At 62.9% G+C, this 23,976-nt stretch carries 12 protein-coding genes; 6 read left to right on the forward strand and 6 right to left on the reverse strand.

Features of this window, described 5'->3' with window-relative positions:
- Nucleotides 1-120: 120 nt before the first annotated feature.
- The 3 genes from NJC40_RS17415 (at nt 121) to NJC40_RS17425 (ending at nt 6,064) form a co-directional block, all read left to right on the forward strand.
- Nucleotides 121-2,103, forward strand: a complete 1,983-nt coding sequence (locus NJC40_RS17415; protein WP_253140436.1) for a hypothetical protein — start codon at nt 121-123, stop codon at nt 2,101-2,103.
- A 260-nt stretch (nt 2,104-2,363) separates the two neighbouring features.
- Nucleotides 2,364-4,487, forward strand: a complete 2,124-nt coding sequence (locus tag NJC40_RS17420) for an autotransporter outer membrane beta-barrel domain-containing protein (RefSeq protein ID WP_253140437.1) — start codon at nt 2,364-2,366, stop codon at nt 4,485-4,487.
- A 131-nt stretch (nt 4,488-4,618) separates the two neighbouring features.
- Complete coding sequence (locus NJC40_RS17425; protein ID WP_253140438.1) at nt 4,619-6,064, forward strand: hypothetical protein; 1,446 nt, start codon at nt 4,619-4,621, stop codon at nt 6,062-6,064.
- 4 nt (nt 6,065-6,068) lie between these two features.
- Here NJC40_RS17425 and NJC40_RS17430 read toward each other — a convergent pair whose 3' ends face one another.
- The 6 genes from NJC40_RS17430 to NJC40_RS17455 form a co-directional block, all read right to left on the reverse strand.
- On the reverse strand, nt 6,069-7,145 hold the full coding sequence (locus NJC40_RS17430; protein WP_253140439.1) for a fimbrial protein: 1,077 nt from the start codon (nt 7,143-7,145) through the stop codon (nt 6,069-6,071).
- Nucleotides 7,146-7,194: 49 nt separating this feature from the next.
- Entirely contained in the window at nt 7,195-9,705 is a 2,511-nt protein-coding gene (locus NJC40_RS17435) for a fimbria/pilus outer membrane usher protein (RefSeq protein ID WP_253140440.1), read from the reverse strand.
- A gap of 34 nt (nt 9,706-9,739) precedes the next feature.
- Nucleotides 9,740-10,483, reverse strand: coding sequence for a fimbrial biogenesis chaperone (locus NJC40_RS17440; RefSeq protein ID WP_492180359.1), 744 nt, complete (start codon nt 10,481-10,483; stop codon nt 9,740-9,742).
- A gap of 74 nt (nt 10,484-10,557) precedes the next feature.
- Complete coding sequence (locus NJC40_RS17445) at nt 10,558-11,109, reverse strand: fimbrial protein (protein WP_253140441.1); 552 nt, start codon at nt 11,107-11,109, stop codon at nt 10,558-10,560.
- A 632-nt stretch (nt 11,110-11,741) separates the two neighbouring features.
- Nucleotides 11,742-16,667 (reverse strand): RHS repeat-associated core domain-containing protein, encoded by a 4,926-nt coding sequence (locus NJC40_RS17450; RefSeq protein ID WP_253140442.1) that lies wholly within the window; start codon nt 16,665-16,667, stop codon nt 11,742-11,744.
- A gap of 27 nt (nt 16,668-16,694) precedes the next feature.
- Nucleotides 16,695-17,651 (reverse strand): hypothetical protein, encoded by a 957-nt coding sequence (locus NJC40_RS17455; protein ID WP_253140443.1) that lies wholly within the window; start codon nt 17,649-17,651, stop codon nt 16,695-16,697.
- A 190-nt stretch (nt 17,652-17,841) separates the two neighbouring features.
- On the opposite strand from NJC40_RS17455, the gene NJC40_RS17460 reads away from it, so the two are divergent.
- The 3 genes from NJC40_RS17460 to NJC40_RS17470 are packed head-to-tail and all read left to right on the forward strand — an operon-like array spanning nt 17,842 to nt 23,968.
- Nucleotides 17,842-19,254: a hypothetical protein gene (locus tag NJC40_RS17460; RefSeq protein WP_253140444.1), complete on the forward strand. Its 1,413-nt coding sequence runs from the start codon at nt 17,842-17,844 to the stop codon at nt 19,252-19,254.
- Nucleotides 19,255-19,288: 34 nt separating this feature from the next.
- Nucleotides 19,289-21,607, forward strand: a complete 2,319-nt coding sequence (locus NJC40_RS17465; RefSeq protein ID WP_253140445.1) for a hypothetical protein — start codon at nt 19,289-19,291, stop codon at nt 21,605-21,607.
- 39 nt (nt 21,608-21,646) lie between these two features.
- Nucleotides 21,647-23,968 (forward strand): hypothetical protein, encoded by a 2,322-nt coding sequence (locus NJC40_RS17470; protein WP_253140446.1) that lies wholly within the window; start codon nt 21,647-21,649, stop codon nt 23,966-23,968.
- Nucleotides 23,969-23,976: the final 8 nt, after the last annotated feature.

A 23,976-nucleotide genomic window follows, 5' to 3' on the forward strand; every position in this document is an offset into this window, starting at 1 on the left:
AAGCTGGCAGAACCGGGAGTGGGGCGCGCTGGCGCGGGCGAGTTAACTGTCAGGTCTGGCAGCCGCGGTGCTGCCTGGTTTTGTCGATACCTATCAGCAACCGCCCAGGAGGCACTGCCCATGGACACGGAACAGAAACGCAACGCCCGCAAGACCCGGGAAAACTACCTGCGCAACCGGCCGCTGCTGGAACTCGATGTGGCGCACATCGTCGATGCCATCACGGGCGATCCGGATGGCCTGATGCCGGTGGCCAAGCTTGGCGAGGCGATCCAGCTCGAGTTGAGCAACTGGATGGACACCATTCCGCCTCCAGGGCGTAGCTACGGGTTGAGGCTGTGGTGGCGGGCCGAGGGCGAGCTTGATCCGGTACTGCTTCATGAAGAAATCCTGTCGGCGCCGGTGCAATTCCCGGTCAAAGAGCAGATTCTGGAGGCACATTTCCGCGGCCGTGAGGGCCGGTTTACATTCTGGTACAGCGTACGCAACTGGAATGACACTCAATTCACCGATGCGCCGCAGCAGTTCATCACCCTCGATCGCACACCGATCTGGGGCCAGGATGACCCGCCAGCGGTGGAAGATCCTGGCCCGGTCAACGAGGCGGTGCTGGCCGCCGACGGCGGTGTGTGGCTGACCGTCCCGGCGTTCGAGGAAGCGAAAAAGGACAGCGTCAGGGTCTCGCTGGTCTGGACCAACACCGTTCCGGACCCCGATCAGCCCATCAGCCCGTCGATTGTCGAACTGCTGCCTGAACAAACCCGCCGCGTGCTGATGCCGCGCAATGTCATTGATGCGCTGGGCTCGGGCGATCACTACGTTGCCTATGAGCTGTACGACAAGGCCGGCAACCGCAGCCGGGTGTCGCGGGTACGTCCGGTCCAGGTGGTGCTGGGGCCGGTGCCGGAAAACCTCAAGCCGCCTTTCGTGCCGCTGGCCCCTGGCGGTGCCGATACGCTGATCGACCTGGAGGACGCAAACCTGGGCGTCACGGTTGAGATCGCCGAGTACACCGGCCACCAGCCCAATGACTATATCGTGGTCCAGTGGGGTGTCGGCGAGTTGCCTGCGCAGCGGGTCGGTGGCGGTAACCCGCTCCTGGTATCCGTACCGGTGCCCTGGGACCATCTGGACACCGAATACACCGACGACCCACTCGATCAGGTTACGCCGGTGACCTACACCATCCTGCGTGGCAGCGCGCCTTTTCCGTTGCCGACGGCTGATGCCATCAAGGTCGATGTCAATTTTGCCTACACCGGCCCCGAGAACCCCGACGAGCCGGACCCGGTAAATCCGGCGCTGGATCTGGTTGTGGTCAAGGGCGATTCCGGTCAGGAAAATCACCTGGTTCCCGGCGATGCCAACCTGCCGGCAACGGCCAGCTTCACCCTCTACGACCCCGTAACTGCCGGGGATGTCATCACCCTGTTCTGGAAGGGGGTCGCGGTGCAGCACGTCATCACCTTGGTGGGCAGTGAGACGCCAGGCACTCCCATGACCTTTGACGTGCAGTGGGATGAAATCGAGGGAGGCGGCACCGGGGTGGTCGAAGTGCATTACAGCTTGAGCAACCCTGCCTACCCCAACGATGTCCGTTCCAGGCCTACCGCTGTCACGGTGCATGCCATCCCGGTATTGCTAGATAAGCCGGAGTTCCCGGATATCGTTGATGTTGGTGGCCTGCCGATTCTCAACTGCTCGGCGCTGCGCCGCCGCAGCAGCGATGGCGCCATCGGTTATCGGGTGCAGGTGCCGCCGTCTGCCTATCTGGTGGCCGGCGAGCAAATCAGCTTGCGCTGGGTGTTGTATGAGTATGGAACGTCCACTGAAGTATCCGGCACCGAGCTGCTTGAAGACCTGACGATTGCCGCCGGCGCGGAGGTCGTTGGGGTGGAGTGGTTCGTGACCCCTTACGACCTGCACATTCTGCCGGCACGGGAGGACACCACTGAAGGCTACGCGACAGGTCATCTGGCTTACACGCTGACCATCAATGCTGCCCCAGTTATTTCTGAAGCGGCTGAAGAACTTGTTTCACCCGAGCAACTGGGTACGCCGGATGGAACTTGTGATCTTGGTGTAGTGCCGGGCATGCCATGAAGTAGCGAGTGCCACTAATGGCGAATTAGTTATCGATGAGGGGTTGTTTATTAATGGTCTCAACAGTAGGAATATTCCTACATTAGTTGCGGATTGATCTGATAGCTCGTGGAGTGGTGTCTTATTAGTCTTGGCGCCCCTTCGTAATTGGCCGGCTCGTTACAGTATCGAGCCGGCTCTTTCAATCTGGAGACGCCGTAATGTCCTTTCGCCCGCCCTTTCGCCGAGCGCCGCTTTCTGCTGCCCTGCAACTTTTACTCATGACGCCTTTGCTGCCCGCGCTGTTGGTCGCGCAACAGGCCCGCGCCGAAACAGTACGATTTGACAAGACTATTGACGCCTCGACGGCAATTACCGATTACCGGGTCATTAATGGCGCCACTTTGACAAGCAATGGTGCCAGCACTTCTGCGATCAAGGTCGAGCGTGACTCGGCACTGGTGTTGAACAACTCCAGTGTCACCAGCACGACGCAAGGTATCTATCTGTCTGCCGCCACTGCCAACGTGACTGGCAGCACCATCCGTGCCAGTGACACCGGCCTGTTCATGGGGCGTGACGCCACCGATGCCGAGGGCTCCACGGCCATTGTCCGTGACAGCATCATCCAGGGTGGCGACACCGGTGTCAGGGTTGGCAGCAAGAACACCTTTACTTCCTTCGACACCCAGATCAGTGGTGGCGCCTTCGGCCTGTGGATCAACAATGGTCAGGCTTCGGTGCAAGGCGGCTCGATTACCGGCGACATCGGGGTGCACTTCAATCCGGGCGAAGACCTGTCGCGGCCGGCCAGCCTGGTGCTCGATGGCGTGGCCGTGGAAGGCACCGGTGGCGCCGCCATCGAGGTCGGTGACTATGGCCTGGCCTCCAATCCGGTGGACATCCAGGTCAATAATGGTTCGACCCTCAAGGGGGCCAATGGCGTGCTGCTGAACGTCACCACCGGCGCCACTGCCAACATGAGTGTCAGCAACAGCCAATTGACCGGTGATGTCCACGCCGAGCAGGGCTCCACAGCCAACCTGAAACTGCACAATGCCGCCAGTCTGACCGGCAACCTGTACAACGTCGCCAGCCTGGCGGTCGACAGTGGCGCGCAATGGGTGATGGCCGGCGACAACCAGTTGGCCAGCCTGAGCCTGGACGGCGGCAGCGTGCGTTTCGGCCAGCCTGATGCGTTCCATACCCTGTCGCTGGGGGAGCTGTCTGGCAAGGGAACCTTTGCCATGCAGGCCGACTTCATTCAGGGCCGCAACGACTTTCTCGATGTGACCGGTCATGCCAGTGGCAACCATCAGTTGGCGGTCACCGCCAGCGGTCAGGACCCGCTCAAGGATGCCAGCCTGCACATGGTACGGATTGCCGGCGGTGACGCGCAGTTCAGCCTGCTGGGCGGGCCGGTGGACCTCGGTACCTGGTCTTATGACCTGCTGCGCCAGGGCAATGACTGGTATCTGGATAGCACCACCAAAGTCATCAGCCCGGGCACGGCGTCGGTGCTGGCCCTGTTCAATGCCGCGCCCACGGTGTGGTACGGCGAGCTGAGCAGCCTGCGCACGCGCATGGGCGAGCTGCGCCATAACCCTGGCCAGGCGGGCGGCTGGATGCGCGCCTATGGCAATAAATATGACGTCAGTACCGATGTGAGCTACCGGCAGACCCAGCAGGGCTTGAGCCTGGGGGCTGATGCGCCGCTGCCTCATGGTGACGGGCAGTGGCTGGTCGGTGTGCTGGCCGGTTACAGCCAGTCGGACCTTGACCTGCGCAAGGGCACCAGTGGCAGTGTCGACAGCTTCTACGTCGGTGGCTACGGCACCTGGCTGGATCAACAGAGCGGTTACTATCTGGACGCGGTGATCAAGTTCAACCACTTGCGCAACAAGGCCGATGTCGCCATGAGCGATGGCCAGCGCAGCAAGGGCAACTACCACAACAATGGCCTGGGCGCGTCGCTGGAGTTTGGTCGCCATATCAAACTGGACGATGGCTACTTCATTGAGCCTTTTGGTCAGTTATCGGCGTTGACTGTCAGTGGCAAGGATTACCGTCTGTCCAATGGCATGCGTGCCGAAGGCGAGCGCAGCGGCTCGGTGCTGGGCAAGCTCGGGGCCACCGCCGGGCGTGATTTCGATCTCGGCCAGGGCCGCACGGTACAGCCTTATGTGCGTGCCGCACTGGTGCATGAGTTCAATGACGACAATCAGGTGCGGGTCAACGACAACCGCTTCAACAACGACCTGTCCGGCTCGCGGGGCGAGCTGGGTGTCGGCCTCGCCATGTCGTTTGCCGAGCAGTGGCAGGTGCATGCCGATTTCGACTACAGCAACGGCAAACGCATCGACCAGCCATGGGGGGCCAACGTGGGACTGCGCTATAACTGGTAAGCGGTTGCCGTCGTCCATATAGAGTCAGTCTCAGAGCATTGGCAGCCAGCCTGATGGTTCTGCCAGTGCCGCACCTCGGTGTACAGCGGTTAAATGGTCTTCAGCCACCCCCGCACCGAGGAACCTCCAGCATGAGCCCGTCTGATCAAGTCCCGTCTGTGATCACCTTGCCGGCACCTGAGGTGCCGGCCTTGTTGCCCGACGACCCGCAATGGGATGAAACCGGCCTGCTGCCGGCGGCCGATGCCCAGGTAGAGGTGCCGGTAGAGGTGCCGGCCTGGCAGCACACCCCCATTTCTGGCAGGACCACCACCCTGCGCCTGTACTGGACCACCGGTATGAGTCACCATTTACTGGAGACGCGCCAATGGCCCAGCGACTCGTACCCGGACATTCCGCCGCAAGATCGGCTCTTTAAAGTGCCGGTAGTGCGGCTTGCCCAGGGTGAGCATCAGGTCTGGTATGAGCTGACCACCCCCAGCGAATTCTACCCCCACTCGCTGGAGCAGAAGGTCACCATTGACCTCACCGCGCCGGTACTGGGCAACAATAGCGGGCGGCTGATCTTCGACACCGACACCATTACCGAGCAGTACCTGATTGACAATGGCCAGCAGGTACTGGCGCAGGTGCCGGTTTACCAGTTGGCGGCGCCGGGTGATGTGATCACCTGGTACTGGAGCCTTGATCCGCAGCAGGTTGTGCCAACTGATGAAGTGGCCAGCCGGCCCTTGCCGCGTGGCACCGTCCAGCCCATCAGCCTGACGTTTGCCGGCCAGATGATCCGCGATCGCGGTGATGGTGAGCGCTATGCCTGCTACCAACTCAAGGATCGTGCTGGCAATACCACGCCCTATTCCAACCCTGTGCGCCTGACCGTGCGGGCCCAACCCGTGGGGCGTGTATTGCCGCCGCCGACGGTGGCCGAGGCTGTCGGGTCAGGCAGTCAGAGTTCGCTCAATCCTGACTCCGCGCGCAGCGGGGCCACGGTGGTGATTGCGCCTGAAGCGGTGCTCAAACCTGGCGATGTCATCGAAGTGTTCTGGGCCACGCCCGGCACCCATGGCGCCTACCAGACGGATGATGCTGAAGCCGAACGCCGCTACAAGGTGCCCGCCGAGTATGTGCCAGCCCACATGGGCAAGCAGATTGCGGTCTACTACCGGGTCAGTGGCAATGGTCCGGATGAAGAGTCGCTGCATCACACCCTGAGCGTGCAGCAAAAGGCCAGCGGTTGGCCGACCATCCAGTGCACCCGGCCCACTATCGCGTCAGGGCGTCTGAGCCTGGCCACGGTCACCGACCACGCCACCTTCCGGCTGCCGAAATGGATGTTCATGGCCCCCGACCAGCGTTTGACTATCAGCCTGCTCGCCAGCGGCACCACTCGGGTATTGCTTGATGGCTATAGCGTCACGCCAGGCGATGTCGATGCCGCTCATGTGTCCACCAATGCGCTCAAGAGCCTGCTGGAGGGTCTGCCGCTGGGGGCGCTGACAGTGCAGGTCAGGGTCAGCTTCGATGGCGGCAGCAGCACCGTCACCTTCCCGACCCTGAACCTGCAATTGGTGGCATGAGCGGTCACTGGTAGCTGATGGTGAAGCTCAGTGAGCCTTTGGCCTGGCCGGCCTTGACGCCATTGGCCTGAGCGGTCTGGTAATAGCGGGCACTGAGGTCAAGTACGGTATCGCCAGGGGTCAGGGTGGCGATCGGTACCTCTTGCTGCAAGGCAATCGGGGTGACGCCATCGCCGCGCAGAATCTGGACCGCGACGCCCTGGGCGGTGGAGTCGCTGTTCAGAGAAAAGGCCCCTTCCACCCCCGGTACCGGGGTCGAACCGTTGACGCCGTCCAGACGCACCGTGGCCCAGGCGAGATTGTCATCATTGGGGTCGCTGTCACAGTTGCTCAAGCGAATGCTGAACGGCGTGGGGGTAGTGGTGGTGCCCGGTGCGCTGAACTGCGTGGCGCGCCATTCACCGAGCTTGACCGGATCGTCACTGACTGCCGCAGCGTTGCACTGGGCCTGGATCACATTGGCGCGGATATGGAAGTCGATGGCGCGCGGCACCAGGCTGAACTGGCCATGAAACAGTGCGGTGTCGACCATGTGCGGCCCCGGCGCGATCGGGCCGGTCTTGACCAGTGTCACCTGGCCCTGCAATGGGGTGATCGGCAAGGCCGCAACATTCGCGCGCAGCAAGGCCATGAACGGCACCAGCGGCTCACCCTGCGGCTCAAAGGCGTCCGCCGCCAGGCCATCGAACGGATGGCCCAGGCGGATCACTGCACCGATGCCCGGCACACCGGTCTCGTACACCTTGCCATTGAAATCCTGGCCCAGCACCGGTGGCAGGCTGCCGGGGAAAATCGGTGCCAGCGAGCGGGTAATGAAGGTCAGTACCGACACGCCATCGTTCTGGCACTCTACATAGCGGCCCTCATTGGAGGTCAGGCCAAATGGCTGCTCGAAAATGCCAATAACACTGCCGGCGACCGCGTCCCTGGGTACATACACCGCGCCCAGATTAAGGTCGTAGGTCATGCCCGGGTTGTTATCGGGCCTGATCCAGCAGGTACTTTGCGCCATGGCCGGCTGGATCTGTAACGCGCCGACCAGGGCAAAGGCGCCCAAAGCGCCTCGTGAAACAGGTTTCATAGGGGCAATCCTGTAGAGCGCCAGGCGGTCCTGGCGCAGGGTAAGAAAGTCAGCCACGGCAGGTCAGCGCTTGCAGGCGATAGCCCTGGCGCTGCTGCATGGTCGCCGGGTCCAACTGCAACTGGCAGCGTTGCTGATGCTGTTCACCCCAGCGTACCTGTAAGGTCTGTGGCTGCTCGTGACTGACCAGCAGCACCTGGCCGCCCTGGCCGGCGCTACCCAGCAGCGTGCCCTCGGCATCGAGTACCTGGGCGCCGAATGGCAACGGCTGGCCGTTGTCCAGGCTCAGGGTCAATACGAAGCGGTTGACCTGACGGGCGCTGAAGGTGTTCTTGATGACCGCGCCCCGGCGTGGCACCACTTGCGCTGCACCATTGTCGATTTCCACGTCGGCACTCAGTGCGTCGGTATTCAGCGTCAGCTGGTTGACCCGGTAGGGTCGCAGGTGCGGCATCAGCGCGTAGCCTCGGGCATTGGTCCTGACCCCGGCCACGTTATTCAGACCGACGCCGGGGATGTCCGGCACATGGACCAGCGCGACGGTTTCGCCCAGGTGCGGGCCCAGCTCGATACCACCGCCATGCAGCAACACCGAGCCGCTGGCGTTGACCGAGGTACTGCGGTAATCGCGGCCTTGGGTGAAGCCGGCGCCCAGGCTGGCAAACGGTGCCTGCCAGGTGGCGGACAGCGAGCCTGACTGGCCGCTGTGTTGGTCATTGGCCAACGAGGTGGCGTAGTTCAGGCGCTGATCCATGGCGCTGCCGGTAAGGCGTGCGCTTTGGCTGTGGCGGCCGCCGCTGTCGAGGTGGCCCAGCGTGGCGCGGTTGGAGTGGCCCAGGTCCAGCGGGAACGACAGGGTTATGCCGAACTGACGGTCCTGGCCGGAGCGGCTGTCGTCTTGCAGGGCTTGCGAGGCGAACAGGTTGTAGCTGACCCCGCGATGCACATGGCTGAAGTTGAGCTGGAACTGACGCTGCTGGTAGGTGCTGTGCCAGAAGTCTTCCTGCGACAGGGTCAGGCTCAGGGTGCTGGCTTTGCCCAGATTCTGGAATACTGAAGCCTCCAGGCGACTGCGGCGGCTGCCGCGCCAGGTACTCTCGTGGCTGCGTTCGCGCACTGCCTCGGCAAAATCGCGGTAGCCCTCGGTGGAGTAGCGGTAGCCGGCGAAGCGCAGGCTGGTGTCGGTGGCAAACGCTTTACCGTATTTGAGCGCGTAGCTTTGGCCCGACACGCTAGTGGTGGCGCGGTTATCGATATCCGCCGCCGAATGGCTGACGTCCAGCGCCAGGGCGCCGAACTGACCCAGGTCGCGGGCCACGCCCAGGGTGGCGGCGCGATAGAACCCCGCACCTTGCAGGCCGCCGTACAGGGTCAGGTCCCAGGCGGTGCCCAGCGCCATGCTGGCTTGTGCCAGCAGCGGGTCGTCGAGCCTGCCCGCCGGGTTGTAGCGGCCCAGCGCCAGGCCGTAGCGCCACACCCCCTCGCGCATCAGGTTGCCAAGGGTCGAGTAGGGCTGGGTAAAGCGCCGCACCTGGCCGTCGGCTTCGGTCAGCACCACTTCCAGCTCGCCACTGCCGCCGCCGATGCTCAGGTCGTCGATCAGGTAGGGGCCGGCGCTGACATAGGTGGTGTAGATCGGATAGCCGTTGTTGAACACCTTAAGCCTGGCGCGGCTGTTGGCCACTCCACGGATCACCGGGGCGTAGCCTTGCAGCACGTCGGGCAGCATGGCCATGTCGGTGGCGATCACCAGGCCCTTGATCGGCAGGCTGCGGAACACGTCGCCGCCGGTCGAGGTCTCGCCCAGGGTCAGGTTGGCGTGGGTGCCCGGCAAGTCCCGCTGCGCGTAAGTGTAGGCGCGGGTCCAGTGGCGCTGGCCTTGAGGGTTCTGCCGCAGGGCCTGGCTGCTGCGCAACCGCCACTGGCCGAGGTTGAAGCCGCCATTGAGGTACAGGTCGTCGCTGTTAAGGCGCGCGCCGTTACGCCCGCTGCCTTGTTGCGCCGCCAACTGATAGTTGACGAACGCCGCATTGATGCCGCTGTCCCAGCGTGCCGGGTCGATCTGGCCGCTGACTTCGCGGCGCATCGCCACTTGCGGAATCGACAGCGCCAGGCTCAGGCGCTGGCTGTCGAACCGGACACTGGCCTGGGGAATCAGGCGCGGCAGGTCGATACAGGTGTCGGCAGTTGGCAGCGGCTCGGCCAGCGCCGCCAGGTTAACGCCGATGTCTTCTAGCAACTGCGCTGGCAGGCAGGCGGTCAGTTGCCCGTTGGTTTGATCGAGATGGAAATCCAGGCTGCGTTGCTCGAACGGCTTGAGGTTGACCGTCAGGCTGACCGGGTAGCGGCCCGGCACCAGAGGGCTGTGCCCGCTCAGGTTCGACAGCGCCAGTTGTGCGGCGGCCGCACCCTCGGTGCCGGCCTGGCGCATGAAGCCGGCCTGGAATTGGGTCGCGGCGGCGATGGGCGAGGTTAAACAAACACAACCGCCACTGACGCCCAGCAGTAATGTCAGGCGCAAGCGGGCGGTCAGACCCGTGGGTCCGATAAGCAAAAGCATGTGGGGATATTCCTGGCAGTACGGCTGGAAAGGCTCAGGGCCTGAACTGAAGTGCTGCGGTGTGATCGTCGCTGACACCGCCATAGTCATTGATTGCGGCGAACGTGACCTGCAGGCCACTGGCGGCCTTGATGCCCGGTAGCGGGTAGCTTTGCTGGCTCATGGGGGCGACCATCGGCGGGCTGTTCAGGCGCTGCTTATGGCCATTGCCGCTGATGTCCATGCGGGTGAACGACACATGGAAGGGGCTGGGGTTGTCGACCTGCAAGCGGGTCTGGCCGCCGACCTGCTGCACTGACCACTGCAGTTCTTTGAGCCGGCCGGTGGGCCCGCCCTTGAGCCCGGCAGGGCGATAGAACAGCTTCAGGCGGGTGCGCAGGGCGATGTTGAGCAGGTTTTGCGTGCCGGCGTCATGGGCCTGGGGAATTTCCTGGACATTGAAATAGAACAGCGACTCGCGGTCTGTGGGCAGTTCGTGAGGCAGCTTGTTGAGGATCAACTGTTGGTCTTGCCCAGAGTCGAGCCGAAACAGCGGCGGGGTGATCATGAAGGGCACGGCGGTGGTGGTGTCGTCGGCTGCGGTATTGACCCAGGTCTGCACCGCGAAGGTCTGCTCACTGGGGTTGGACACGATCAACGACACGCTGTTCTTGTCGCCGGGAAACACCACGCGGGTGCCACTGACCGTCAGCGCGGCGTGGCTGGCAGGAAGTTGACCGAGCAGCAAGGCACCGGCCAGCAGGGCGGGGCGGGCCCTGGCCATGAAAGACAAAGACATGGAAGTACCTGTGGAAGGTAAAAGACCTGGAGGCAGGCGGCGCCCGGCGCTGGCACGCCGGGCGGGCCCGGGCATCAGTTGATGGCTACCGAGAAGCGTACGTCAGCCTTGGTACCACCAGCGGTTACCGTGGCGCTCTCGGAGCGGTGGGCGACATGGAACACCATGTCGGTGGGCAGCGTGTCGTCCAGGTCGAAGTCACGCGATGGCTGGCCGTTGAGCACCGGATCACCCAGGTCGTCACGCAGGGCGGCCACCACGCCGCCGGCCGGGCTGTCGACCGGCATGAAGCGGAAGTAATTGCCGGTGGTGTCCTTGGTGCCGGTGAACGTGACGTTGGCGACCGCGCCCGGCGCCACGGTGCAGCCGCCACCCGGGGTCAGGCGCAAGCCGAAGCGGGCGTTGCCGATTTCCTGGCCGGCGGCGGTGAATTGGCTGGCCGAAACAATACCGATGTTCACATGGCTGCCGGTCGGGTTGCCGGTCACCGGGTCGATGATCTGGATCGGGCAGGTGGTGGCGGTGATGGCGCCGTTGAAGTTGATGGTGCCGGTGTTGGCCAGGGCCGAATTGGCGCTCACGCCCATCAGCAGAGTCAGTGGCAGGGCGAGTAAAGCACGTTTCATTGAATCTTCCTTTTGAGAGCTGAAGCCAGAACGCTGCGAACTAACGAAACGTCTGATTGCGCTTTGATATTGCGCGTGGATACCTGTAAGTGAATTACCAAACGGTTGTAAGTAACGTCCTACAGGGCGGCGCAAAGAGTAGACGTGGTGCGCGAAGGTTGATATAGGAAGGTTCCGCGCGAAAGTAGGAAAAATTCCCGTAATTGTGTAGGAGGTCGCTCGCCGCCTCGGCGCCGCGCTGCAAACTCGGAACCCCGTAGACCGGCTTTAGCCGTAATACTGTTCAATCAGGTACTGTATGCCCCCGGTGGGAGCGAGCTCGCTCGCGAAGAGGCCGGTAAAGTCACAGCATCTACTGCGAATGTGCGGCAGTCTTCGCGACCAAGGTCGCTCCCACAAAGGCATGCCACGCTTATCTGAACAGTATTGCGGCTAAAGCGGATCGCCGACTGGCCGCTCCTAGATATCCATTAAAAATCAATAGTCTGCATTTTGTTTGATGAGCGTTATATTGCCGCTAAAAGCCATTGCCTGATTGCATTCTGCTTTCATTTTGAATGCGCGCTCAGGATGGCTTTTGCTGGACAATCGTTAACCTCTTGAAGTGCTCTTGACGAGCAGATCTGATTGGCTCAGTGCTTTTTTCTCAGCGTGCCCGCCTTCATTACCGTATCGTTATTGCCGTACATGGTATGGCCGTATTTCATGTACTTGCCGACCCTCTCGTTAAGTGTGTTCCCTGCAGCAACCGGAGAAGGCGGTGGCGTCAGTGTGGGCGTTGGCGTCGGCGTCGCAATGGGCGAGGCGGCAGGGCTGGCTATCATTTGATCAGGGGACGATCCGAGTGCCGCATGTGCCGATCCTCCACGGGCGCTGGACGTTAGCGACGTCGAGCCCAGTGTCGATGCAGACCCGCTCCTGGGCCTATTCATGGAAAAAAGATCCAGGTCAACGTCCAATGGCCCGCTGGATCTTCCCGCGCGATGGGGCAGCGCCATCTGCTGGTCAAGTGAAAAGCGTTTGAACATCTGCGTATTGGTCGTCGCATCCATGACATCTGCTGTTGCCTGTGCTCCCACACTGCTCAGGCTTGTGCTCGACGCACGTCTGAACAACGTTTTGCCCATGCTTTGGAGCATGAACACTGCGCCGATAAGCCCCTCCAGGCGATGAGCGGCTGTAGCGACATCATTCAGGTTCTTGGCCTTTTTCGGGTCGCGCTCCAGCATGGCGGCAGTCATGAAGCCGGTGCCGATCACGCCGGCGCCGGCGCCGACGATGCTGATGGCCATGATGAACGGCGTGGCCGAGCCCAGGGTGCCGATGGCAAGACCTGTGAAGACCGCGCTGATCAGCAGGTTCAAGCCGATGCCGCCGACGTTGGGTTTGAACTGGCTGTATTCGAGCTGGCCGACGCTGTGGCCGCTGGGGTCCTGAAATGCCACCGGGTTGCCCAGGCAATAGGCATAGGGGTTCAGCCCGCCGGCGCCGAACGGGCTCAGGTTGTCGGGGCTGTGAAAGCGCATCAGCGCCGGGTTGTAGGCGCGGTAGCCCTGGCCCAGCAGGTAGCAGCCGGTCAGTGCATCCTGCGGTTCGCCGTTGAAGCCGGCGGTGCTGAGCAGCGGCTCGTCTTGCCCGCTGCTGCGCTCCCCCCAGGCGTTATACAACGCATGACGGTACTGCTGATCCTGCAGCTCGGCCACCACACTGTTTGCGGCGTTGCAGGCCAGCAACAGCGCCGGTTCGCTGTCGTTGCGCTGCTGCGCCAGAGGCGTGCCGCTCTCGCTGAGGTAATGGGTGTGGGTTTGCGCCTGGACGGTGCTGCCCAGCCCCTGTTCATCAAAGAAATGCCAGCGCGGCTCGGCGTTGTCTTCGGTGACGCTCAGCAGGTTGTTGTGACCGTCATAGCGGTACTGCCCCAAGGGTTCGCCGGCGGGGCCGTGCAGGTCCAGCAAGCGGCCCTGGCTGTCATAGTGCAGGCGGCGGCCGTGCTGGTCATTGAGCTGGTTGCCGTCGGCGTCGTAGGCGAAGTCGATGTAGGCCGGGTAGCTGGCGTGGGTGTGGGTGACCCGCTGCAAGCGGCAGGGGTCGTCGACCGCGTAGTGGTAGGTGGCACGGTCAGAGGTTGTGTCGGCAAACCGGCTGATGCTCAGGGTCGGGTTATCCAGCGCATCGAAGCGAAACAGCTGCTGCTCGATGCGGTTGCCCTGTTCGTCGGCGGGCAACTGGCTGCCGCTGCAGCGGCAGTCGATCAGCCGGCCACGGTTGTCATAGTTGAATGTTTCATGCAACAGGCTGGTACCGGCCTGCTGCAGATGGCGTTCAAGCAACTGGTCATCATTGCGCCAGGCCTGGCTCAGGGTCAGTGCCGATTGGCCTGCGGGGTAGAGGGTGCGCAGCACCTCGCGTGAGTGCTCGTCGTATTCCAGGCGGGTGTCCAGGCAGTTGTCCGGGCTGCTGGTGACAATTCGGCTGGGCCGGCCTAACGCGTCGTACTCGAACGCGGCCTGAATAGTGCCCTGGGTCAGTGATTGCAGCCGGCCTTGCGCATCATAGTGCCGGTCAGTGTACAAACCGTCGATGCCGCTGCTGTGCAACGCCCGGCCCAGCAGCGAGTGCTGGTACTCAGCGGTCCAACTGCCCTGTGCGGTGTGCCAGCTGGCTTCACGTAGTTGCCCGGTGCTGTCGTAACGGTAATGGCGGCTGCCCTGGCTGTTGCTGGCGCTGAGCAACTGCGCGCTGAGCCGGTCGTAGTCGAAGCTCACCTGCTCATCGGGGGCTTCGGTGCTCAGCGGCTCGACGGTCAGCCCCGGTGCGTAGCGGTAGTGAATCGACGCACCGGCGGCGCTGATCCGCTCGCTGGCCTGGGCCTGGCCGGGCGCATAGCGATACTGTTCGGTGCGCGTACCGGTCTTGAGCCGCACCACCCGCCCCAGGCTGTCGTAGTCCTGCTCGCCCACGTTAATCGCTGTCAGGCGTGCATTGGCCGGCAGCACTTGAAGCTGACTGGGCAGCTCGGCGCTGCTGTGCGCGGTGAACTGGCGCAGCACCTGGTCGCCATTGGGCAAGGTGGTGCACAGTAGCCGGTCAAAGGCGTCGTAGCGGTAGGATGTGGTGTAGCCCTGCAGGTCGACGCTTTGCACACAGCGGCCCAAGCCGTCATAGAAGTTCAGTTGCTGGCCCAGGCTTTGGCCGTTCAGGTCGAAACGCTCAATGCTGTGTGGCTTGCCAAAGGCATTAAGCTGGCTGATGGTCAGACTAAAGCGTTCATTGGTGGCGGCATTGGGTTGTTGCCAACTGAGCTGGGCCGGCATATAGGCGCCCTGCGGATCCAGCCAGCCAAAGGGCTCGTTCAGGCTGAAGCTGAGCACCCCATCGGGGCCGGTTTCGCTGACCGCCTGGCCCCAGTCGTCGTAGCCCAACCGGCGGGTCAGGGTCAGGTTACGGCTGCCCAGCCAATCGTGGTCGGTCTCGCTGGCCAGCCGGCCGCGGGCGTCGTACTGCGCGGCATAGGTACGCCGCAGGGCGTTGTCGCCGTCGGCGTCGCGGCGTTGTTCTTCGATGACCCGGCTCAGGCCGTCCAGCTCGCTACGCCGGGTCACCCCCTTGACGTCGGCGACTTCCTGCCAGGCCGTTTGCCCGCCAGCGCCCACCAGCCCATAGCGGTATTGGCGGCTCGCCTTGTACTGCGGGTCATCCGGGGCCACGGTCTCCAGGGTCACCCGTTGCAGGGCATCGTACTGGTAGCGGATCTGCACATCGTTGTCGGCCTCATGGGTCAACAGCAGCAAGCCACTGAGTAACGAATGCTCCAGGCTGATCAGCTTGCGCTCGGCATCCAGGCTGCTGCTGAGCGTCTGTTCGGTGTGCAGCACGCGCAGGTCCGGGCTTGTGCTGTAGCGGTAATCGGTGATGCGGGTCACGCCATTGAGGGTCAGGCGCTCCTGCTGCAGGCGGCCATGCCCGAAGCGGTCAGCCGGTGCGTCGAGGTAGCTTGATTCGATGCGTTGCAGCAGCGTCTCACCGCTTTGCTCCACTTGCAGCAACTGGTCTTCGCTCATCACCAGCCAGGGCTGGCCGGCGTCGGCAACGCTGGCCAGGGCCTGGTAGCGATAGCGATGGCGCAGCACCGGGGCGGCCTCGCCATGGCTGGATGACGCAGGGGTCACGGTGCTGCTGGCCAACTGGCGCACGAAGCCTTCAGGGTCGGCTGGGCACTGGCCGGGCTCACCGGTTGCCGGGTACCAGCTGCGGGTTTCGCTGAGGCCGCTGGCTTGCACCTGCTCAAGCAGGTTGCCAAAGTCGTCGTAGCGGGTTTTCACTGTTTCGCTGCGCACCCGGTTGGGGTCGTCGAGGTCGTACCAGCTGTCGGTAACGGTGTCGGGCAACTGGAAAAAGGCAGGTTGCCGGTCGAAATCCAGGTCGTCGCTTGCGTGGTAGCGCGTGGCGCTGCGGCGTACCTTGTGGCCTTGGGTGGTGAGCTGTTCGGTCAGCAGATGGAAGCGGTTGAAGGTGCGCTCGATGGTGCGCACCGGCTGGCCGCCCTCCAGCAGCACTTCGCTGCTGCCGTAAAGGTAGCTGCCGGTGATCTTGTACAGGTTGTCCAGGCCGTTGTCTTCCCACACCAACCCTGGGGCATTGAAGCCAAGAAAGTTCTGCATCGCCGGTACGTCACGGTTGCCATAGCTGTAACCCACTTCGATCGGTGGCTGACCCCGGCCAGGATCGGTGCTGTGCCCGGTCACCCGGCGCAGGTTGGGCCGCCCGGCGGAGCCGGGGAAGGCATGCCCGGCATCGTCGTAGCGCAGGCTTTCATGGGCGCCGCTGGGGGTCCAGACTTCGCTGACGTGCAGCAGGCCGCCCAATGCCTGGTATTGCAGGCGCCAGCCGGCCTGCTCAACGGTGGGCAAGCTGATGCGTTCGACCCGGTTGTCCGCACCGCTCAGGGTAAAGCTGAACAGCGCAGCACTGTGGTCCGGGTCCAGGCTCAACAGCACCTGGTTGCTGGTGCGTTGCAGGGTCAGCAGGCGCCGCCGCTGGTCACGCACCTCGGCCAGCAGCGGCTGGCCGTTGAAATACTCGTAGCTCAGGGTCACCTGGCGGCCATCGGCCGACTGGATCTTCACCGGCAGCGCAACCGGGCGCTCATCGCTGCCCATTTCCTGCAGGGTCTCGACCAGCCCGGACTTGTGGGCGATGCGGTACTGATTGCCGACTAGCTCGGCAGCATGAAAGCTGTCGAGCTTTTTCTCTTTCATCAGCATTTGTCCGCGGCCATCGACCTCGGTGACCTTAAAGGTCTCGCCGGTGCTCAGCGACAGGATCTGCGTATCGCGGTTGTAGCGGCTCAGTTGCAGGCTCCAGCCCAGGCCCAGGCCGGTGTCTTCGTTATTCAGCGGGCTGAAACCCAGCGCCAGCGGCACGGCAGGGCCGGCCAGATCATCGCTGTGCAGTTCTGGCAGGTTGACGCTGAAGGTATACAGCCCGGTGCGTGGGTCGACACCTCCTTCGATGAAGCTCATGAAGTTCAGAGCGTTGGAGTGCAGGGCAGTGGCCATGGCGGGCACCTCGCGGTAGGGGGCGGCTCAGGGCCGAGGTAAAGGGACGGAGGGCACCGGTGCATCGACCTCAATCTTGACGCAGGAGGTGCGGCGTTTCGGTGTGCTACCGGGTGGGTTCTGGTAGTAGTCGATCACTTGCACCCCGGGCGCGACCACCGAACCTCGAGGGGTGGCAACGATGTCGTCGAGATCGATGGGCGGCACGCTGACGTCTTCCTTGATGGTGCGCAGCATGATCCAGAAGTAATTGCCGGGATTGTCGGTGGTACAACCCGGCGTGCCGCTGACGGCGTCGTCGTCGGTGAGCAGAATGTTCGAGGCCGACGGCGCATGTTCCAGCTCGATGCCCACCGCCTGGTCGTTTTTGCACGGGGCACTGTCTTCGAAGCGGTACTCGGCGGTTTCGAAGTTCAGGGTGCAGTGGTTGGCGCCGTTGGCGCCTTCGAGGGTTAGCTTGGGGGGCGCTGCGGTTGCAGTGGTTTGAAAATCGATCCGGACGAACTCAATGTTGTCCGGATTGCTGGATGCGATGTATTCGTCGTAACCGATATATCTGACACCGGGAGCGACGACGCTACCGGCCGGCAATGTTCTAAGGTCGGCGATGGCAACGGGGGTGGTGATAGTGGTCGGCTCTTTGATGGTTTTGATTTGTCGCCTGTTATAAATACGCAGCCCCCAGTCGGTCATGAGTTGGTGGTAAAACTGAATCTGCACGGTGGAAGGTGCATGGGTGATTTTGAATGTACTGCCCCGTTGCAGATAGGCGCAGTTGTTATGCGAACTGCCTTCTTCAGCAAAATAGATATCGCGCGAATAAATCTCGAAGCTGCACTGTTGCGAGCCGTCGGGGTAATAGAACGTGATCGTTCCTTGTGAGCGTGGATCGGCTTGTGGCGCTTGTGCAAAGCTGTTCGCAGAGCCTGCCAGAAGCGCCGCCAGAATGAAGTTGCGCAGAAGTTTTATCGTACTTTTATTCATGGCGAGTACCGTCTGTTGTTTATCGGAACACTCATGGAACCAGACTTTAAATAGTGCACCGCAGAACACCACCTGCGGACTTTGCTAGGTAGAACTGCGCTGCTCTCTGGCTTACAAGTTCTGAACCATCAGCCAATGTCACGCGGCCACTGAGCCATGTCCTGGCTGCGCGATCAGAAGGAGCCGTCAGATGCAAAACACACTGCCAGTAGCCCAACTCAAGGAATCCCACGATCTGCACCTGGACCCGGACCTGCCCGGCGCCAGCTTCACCCTGGCCATCGCCCCCTATCCGCGCATGAGCAGCGGCGACCGGGTGACCCTGACCTGGCAAGGCTACTTCCACGATGGCAGGGAGGATCAGCCGTGGCAGCACACCCTGACGGTGACGCAGCCCGGCCAGGTGTTGAGCACCGGGCTGGACAGCACTTACGTGATATTTATTGCCGGTGGCCATGCCGAGCTGGGCTACCGGGTGCAATATGCCAACGCTCCAGACGGTAACGGGCAGCGCGACGAGGACCAGGCACCGATGCAGCGGCTCGTTATCACCGCGCCGGCTGCGCCGCTGTTGCCCGCCGCAAGCATCGACGGCCATACCGGCCCGGCTCTGGACCCGGAGGATTTTCCGCAGGGCCTGGTGCTGCGGGTGGCCGCCTGGAACGGCATGCAACCTGGCGATCAGGCATTGCTCTACGCCACCAGCAGCCGGGCCGGGCAGAGCCGGATCCTGGCGCAGCGGGTTGGTCAGGAGCAGATCGACGCCGGCGCGTTGCTGTTCAGCCTGGCGGCCGACTGGCTGACGGCGCAGCTCGATGCCAGCCTGAGCTTCACCTGGCAATACGCCAGGGCTGGTGCGGCCGGCTCCTCGCACAGCTTGCCAGTGGCGGTACGCGCTGCCTGGCGGCCGGCCGCGCCGATCGTCGTCAACGCGCTGCCGGAACTGAACGACCCACAACCGGGGCGTGGCTACATCGAGGCCATGCTGCTGCGCAGCGGCGCCAAGGTGCGCATCGCCAATGACGTCGAGCTGGAGCCTGGCGACCAGCTGCAGGTGCACTGGCAGGGCTTTGGCAGCACGGGCGATTACCTCGCCGAGCAGGCCGATGCCAGCGATCCGCGGCAGTTCAGTATTCCTGCCAGTGCGGTGCCGGCCAACATGGGCAAACGCCTGAATGTGCTGTACCGCGTGAGCCGTGCCGGCCAGCCGCAGGCCACCTCACGGCCCTTTGACCTGCGGGTGGTGGCGGTGCCCAGAACGCAGTTCAGCACTGTGCAGTGCGCCTGCGTCAGCGCCGGGCAACTGAGCCTGGCCTGCGTGCCGCCCGCCGGCGTGCAGGTCACCCTCAATCGCTGGATGTTCATGGCGCCTGGCCAACAGGTCACGATCGTGGCCGAGAGCAGCCGCAACGAGATGGTGCTGGACGCCGCCGTGGTGACCGACGAGCAACTGCAGGCCGGCAAGGTGCTGGCCACGCTGTCGCGCGCCTATCTGCTGGGTTTGGGCAGCGGTGCACGGTTGACCCTGCGCGTGCAGGTCAGCTTCGACGAAGGGCATTCCGAGCTTGAATTCCCTAGCCTGGTGTTGACCCTGGCTGCCTGACCCACGTCATCCATGCAATCAACAGGAGGCTGCAATGACCAGCCCGTCGACAAGCCGTCTGCTGGACCTGATGGGTACCGGGCCGCAAACCCTGGGCTGGGGCGCCATCCTGGCGTTCAGCCGCCATGACCTTGACACGCTGCTCGAGCAAAGCCAGCTGGCGCGCTACGGCCGGGCACTGCACCTTGCGCCGTTCGAGGGGTTTATCGGCGATCGCCAAATCGCCGGGCAGTACTTCGACGCCTGCACCTTCGGTGGTGCGCATGTGTCGTTAGAGGGCGCTGATCTGCAACAGGATGCGCCAGGCCTGCGGCTGAGCATGCAGCTGACCGGCGGTCGCCAACTGACCCTTGAACAGGTTCAAGGGCACCTTGAGGTGACCGGCCTGTGGCTCTTCGATGCGCTGCATGGGCCGCAGTTGAGTCTTGAGCTGGCGTTGCACAATGCCCTGCCGGATGCCAACCGTGCCGGGCAGGTGCTGCTCGACCTGCGTGAGGGCAGTGCCCTGCGGTTCGGGTTCAGCGACCTGCCGCAACAGCGCTTTATCGACACCGCATCCTTCGAATGCCTGTTCAAGAGTCTGGACGCTGTGCGAGGCACACTGCCGTTGGTGGGCATCGGTCGGGCCGCCGGGCAGGTGATCGAGCCTGCCCGCTTGAGTATCCGGACCCAGCCAGCGCCACCGGGTCAAGCGCAGGCGGGCGAAGGGGCGTTGCTGCTGTTGGTTGCCATGCACGGGCAGCCCGAGGGCGAGGCACCGGGCGCCGATTTTCCCTGGCTGCTGGCAGATGAAGCGGGCGCGCCGCGGGGCACCAGCCTGGTGTTGAGTAACCGGCTGCTGCTCGACACCCTGGTGGGTGCGCAATGGCTGGCCGCGACCAACGGTCAGGCCCGTTGGCAAGTGCTCAACCAGGCCTCGGGGTTTGTGCGTCTGCAGCCGACTGCGGGGTACTTCATGCTGCGGCCGGTGTTCTATCACGACCCGGTCGAAACGATGTGGGCAACCCCCGTGGTGTACCTGGATGCAGGCGCCCAGGCCTGGGCCGAGGTGTCTGAAGAGCAACTGTGCTTTGAGCTGATCGGTCATGTCACCCAGGCAGATACTTCGCTGAACCTGAAAAGCAATCAGCGTCTGTACGCGGCCCTGATTGCCGATTGGCACCTGCGGCTGCGCAGCGGGCTGGCCGTGGACCCGGTGCTGCGTGCGCTTGAACCGGTCTACCCGGCTGCGCCGCAGGTCGAACTCACTTGGCAGCTAGACCCCAGCCATCCCCATGACCCGCAGGCATTGCAGGCTGTAGCGCCCAGCGCGGCAGACCGCGATGAGCGGCTGCGTGAATTTCTGGCTTCGATTTGCACCCAGACCCTGGCCGTAGCTCCGGCACTGCAGACGTTTATCGAGCAAGTGCCGGCGTTTGATGCGCCGGCAGCGTTGCTGGCCGAAGAGCTGCTGTTGCCCGGTGATCTGCTCATGCGTGCCCGTGCCGGGCCGCCCCCGGCGCGCTTCTGGCTCGACCCGCCGCAATCGCTGCTGGGGCCCGGTGAACGCCTGCAACTGCGCACTACAACCCCGGGCTTGAGCGGCTTGAACTGGACCGTGCGCAACGTATTCGATAGCAGCGATGCGCCCGGCAGTATTTCCCCGGACGGCCTCTACACCGCCCCCGACCAACTCAGTGGCACCGGCCTGTCGGTCTGCGTCACCGCCCAGGCCAATGGCCACAGCGCCTCGGCGCTGATCCAGCTGGTGGCCAACGCCATCACCATCAACCCGGTGGTGCAGATTGTTCAGCGCGGCCAGCGCTGCCTGTTGTTGGCGGCGGCAAGAACGCCGGGGCCACTCACCTGGTCGCTGGCTGATGACAGCACTGGCGGCCGGCTGATACCCGGGCCAGAGGGAGTCTGTGCCTATCAGGCCCCCGACCGCTACCAGCTGCCGGAGTACAGCGTCGAGCAAATCATTGTGCGCGATGAACTGACCGGGCACAGCCAGTCGGCCTGGGTCATGACCCTGTTTGCATTAATGACCCACAGCATCGTGCCCGACTATACAGGTCAGCGTACCGCCCGGCTTGCACCCGGCCAGCTCAGGCTAGAGGTGCTGCACGGTGGCAACAGCCCGGTCCCCAGCCACCAACTGAGCTGGCAAGTGCTGGCCGGCGATGGTGAGGGCGTGGTGGTGGATGCCGACGGCATTTACACCCAGCCGTCGGTGCTGCGCCACCACTTCGTTTTGCTGCTGGCCACTCAGCGCCAACCCGGGCGGGTGTTCAACGGCTGTCTGCTGCTGCCATTGCCGTTGCTCAATCATCAGCAGACCCCTTCACCCGGTTTGAGATTCAGGGCGGTTTGAACCGGCCTTAACCTTGTCTGCAACAAGAGGACCGCCAACATGGCCGGCTTATCCAAAAGCGAACTGATCAACTGGCTCAAAGAGGGACCCAAGACCCTGAACTGGGGCGCGATTCTGGCGTTCAACCGCAGTGATACCAATACCGTGCTGCTGCAGGAGTACATCCAGCGCTTCAGCACCAACAACTACCTGCCACCGGTGCAGGGCTATATCGGCGACAGCGACACCGTCGGCCAGTACATCACCGACTACACCCTGGACTTTCCGCGACTGTCGTTCGAGATCGCCAACGTCGGCAGCAACAGCGCCGATGCCAAGCTGACCATGAGGGTGGTCGGCGGTACCCATATTACGTTCAAGGATGTTCCCGGCGGCCTGGAGCCGACCCGCGTCGAAGTGGTCGACCCACTCAACGGCCCTGAGCTGACCCTGGAACTGCGGTTGAATGATGTACCGGGTACGGTGACCCGCGCAGGGCAAGTGGTGCTGGACCTCAGGGACAGCTGGAATTTCAAATTGAACAATTCGCCGCACCTGCGTGAGCAGCGGCTGGGCGGGGAGTTCTTCGAGCGATTGTTCAAAGCACTGCCCAATGAAAAACGGGTGATGGTGATCAGTGAAATCAGTAAACCGGCCAACAGCACCATCAAGCCAGACAGCATCATTTTGCGCACCCAGGCCGCACCCGGCGCCAAGCTGCGCAATGCCGATAACTACGGCGACGGCGCGGTGCTGGTGTTCGTGGCCATGGAGGGGCAGGTCTGCGGCGGAGAACCGGATGAAAGCTTCAAATACCTGATTCCCAATGACCGTGACAAGAACTACAGCGCCACCTTGCTGCTGGGCAACAGGTTTCTGATGGAGACGCTGACCGAGGAGCTACTGGGCCGCAGCTACATTGGCACAGGCGCATGGAACTACCAGATCAATCCTGAAACCAGATTCTGGAAAATGAACCCTGACGGCGGCAGGTTGCCGGCCAGCAATTATCTCTTTCGCTGGGGTAGCGGCAGTTCCAATTCGGGCTCGTTCGACCCGCCGTTCAACTGGGAGCGAGGCCAGGGGCAGTACGTCCATTTCCAGATCAAAGATGGCGCGATTCGGGTTGATTACCAGCGTGACGCCACCAACCATTGCTGTGTCGCCCGCTGCTGGGCCGGTGCCGGGCCCATGGATGCCGGGGTGTATGCCGTTATCGATGCCCGGGTGTCCAGAGCTTACCGACTCAATAAGACCTCCCAAGTCATCGAGCCAGAACCCGTCGTAGTAGCGCCTGCCCAGCTTCAGCTCGGTATCGCCTCGGACTTTTCTAACCATGATCAGGCCGTCACCCTCTTCAACCAGGAGCGAGCAGCTTATACGGCGCAGAACCTCCAGGATCTACAGTTTTATTTTCCCAAGTTCCTCAGTTATGTGCCGCCCATCGACACCTTTGCGTTGCATTCGTTGCTGTTTCGCAACACCGATGCCGTGGTCCTGGACGATATCGCCCTGCCTGGCGATATGGCCTTGTTTGGCTGGGTAGGTCCGTCGCTGACCAAATTCAAGGTCAAGCCGTTGCAACCGCTGGTGGGTACTGGCGAAAGTCTGGAGTTCAGTGTCGAGCCGCTGGGCGCGCCGCAGGTGACCTGGAGCGTGCACAACATCCTGGGCAGCGACGAGCCTCCCGGCAACATCAACAGCGCTGGACGCTACACCGCACCGGCCACTGTCAAGGGGGCGTTTCTGCGGGTCAGGGTTACCGCCACCGCTGGCAGCTACAGCAGCTCGGCGCTGGTGTCGGTGGTGGTCAATGACATCACTGTCAGCCCGCTGGTGCAAACCTGCGACGGCGGGCATAGCCGCACCCTGTCGGCCGGCACCCGCTCAGGCACCCTGAGCTGGTCGCTCAAGACCCCGGCCAACGGCGGCCGGCTTGAAGCACTGACAGGTGGTAAATACCAATACACCGCACCCACCACGGTCGGTGACAAGGAATTCATCGTCGAAGAGATCGTGGTCCGCAATCAGGCGACCGGCAAGACCAAGTCGGCCTGGATCATGGTATCGCTGTTCATTCTGCCGCTGGCGGTCCAACGCGATCGTTCAGTGTCGCTGCCTGCCAACCAGACCAAGCTGCTGCTCAAGTCCGGGGCTCACACGATTCCCGAGGCTGAGGTGCAGTGGCAAGTCGTGACGGGTGTGGGTTCGATCAGTAATGGAATTTTTACCGCGCCGGCCACGCTGACGCAGCGTTTTGCCTTGGTGCTCGGCTCTGCCACGGCCTGGGGGGAAACCAAGTATGGCTTTACCGTGCTGCCGCTGCCGCTGTTCGACTACCCGCAAACCCATAGCTCCGGCTTGGCATTCATGGACGTTTGAGCCCTGCG

The sequence above is a fragment of the Pseudomonas sp. 21LCFQ02 genome (genome assembly GCF_024129895.2).
In the GTDB taxonomy this organism is placed as follows: domain Bacteria; phylum Pseudomonadota; class Gammaproteobacteria; order Pseudomonadales; family Pseudomonadaceae; genus Aquipseudomonas.

Excerpts from the sequence above, each read along its gene's own strand:
- NJC40_RS17415 (WP_253140436.1), top strand. The coding sequence starts at position 121 with ATGGACACGGAACAGAAACGCAACGCCCGCAAGACCCGGGAAAACTAC.
- NJC40_RS17420 (WP_253140437.1), top strand. The coding sequence starts at position 2,364 with ATGACGCCTTTGCTGCCCGCGCTGTTGGTCGCGCAACAGGCCCGCGCC.
- NJC40_RS17425 (WP_253140438.1), top strand. The coding sequence starts at position 4,619 with ATGAGCCCGTCTGATCAAGTCCCGTCTGTGATCACCTTGCCGGCACCT.
- NJC40_RS17430 (WP_253140439.1), bottom strand. The coding sequence starts at position 7,145 with ATGAAACCTGTTTCACGAGGCGCTTTGGGCGCCTTTGCCCTGGTCGGC.
- NJC40_RS17435 (WP_253140440.1), bottom strand. The coding sequence starts at position 9,705 with ATGCTTTTGCTTATCGGACCCACGGGTCTGACCGCCCGCTTGCGCCTG.
- NJC40_RS17440 (WP_492180359.1), bottom strand. The coding sequence starts at position 10,483 with ATGTCTTTGTCTTTCATGGCCAGGGCCCGCCCCGCCCTGCTGGCCGGT.
- NJC40_RS17445 (WP_253140441.1), bottom strand. The coding sequence starts at position 11,109 with ATGAAACGTGCTTTACTCGCCCTGCCACTGACTCTGCTGATGGGCGTG.
- NJC40_RS17450 (WP_253140442.1), bottom strand. The coding sequence starts at position 16,667 with ATGGCCACTGCCCTGCACTCCAACGCTCTGAACTTCATGAGCTTCATC.
- NJC40_RS17455 (WP_253140443.1), bottom strand. The coding sequence starts at position 17,651 with ATGAATAAAAGTACGATAAAACTTCTGCGCAACTTCATTCTGGCGGCG.
- NJC40_RS17460 (WP_253140444.1), top strand. The coding sequence starts at position 17,842 with ATGCAAAACACACTGCCAGTAGCCCAACTCAAGGAATCCCACGATCTG.
- NJC40_RS17465 (WP_253140445.1), top strand. The coding sequence starts at position 19,289 with ATGACCAGCCCGTCGACAAGCCGTCTGCTGGACCTGATGGGTACCGGG.
- NJC40_RS17470 (WP_253140446.1), top strand. The coding sequence starts at position 21,647 with ATGGCCGGCTTATCCAAAAGCGAACTGATCAACTGGCTCAAAGAGGGA.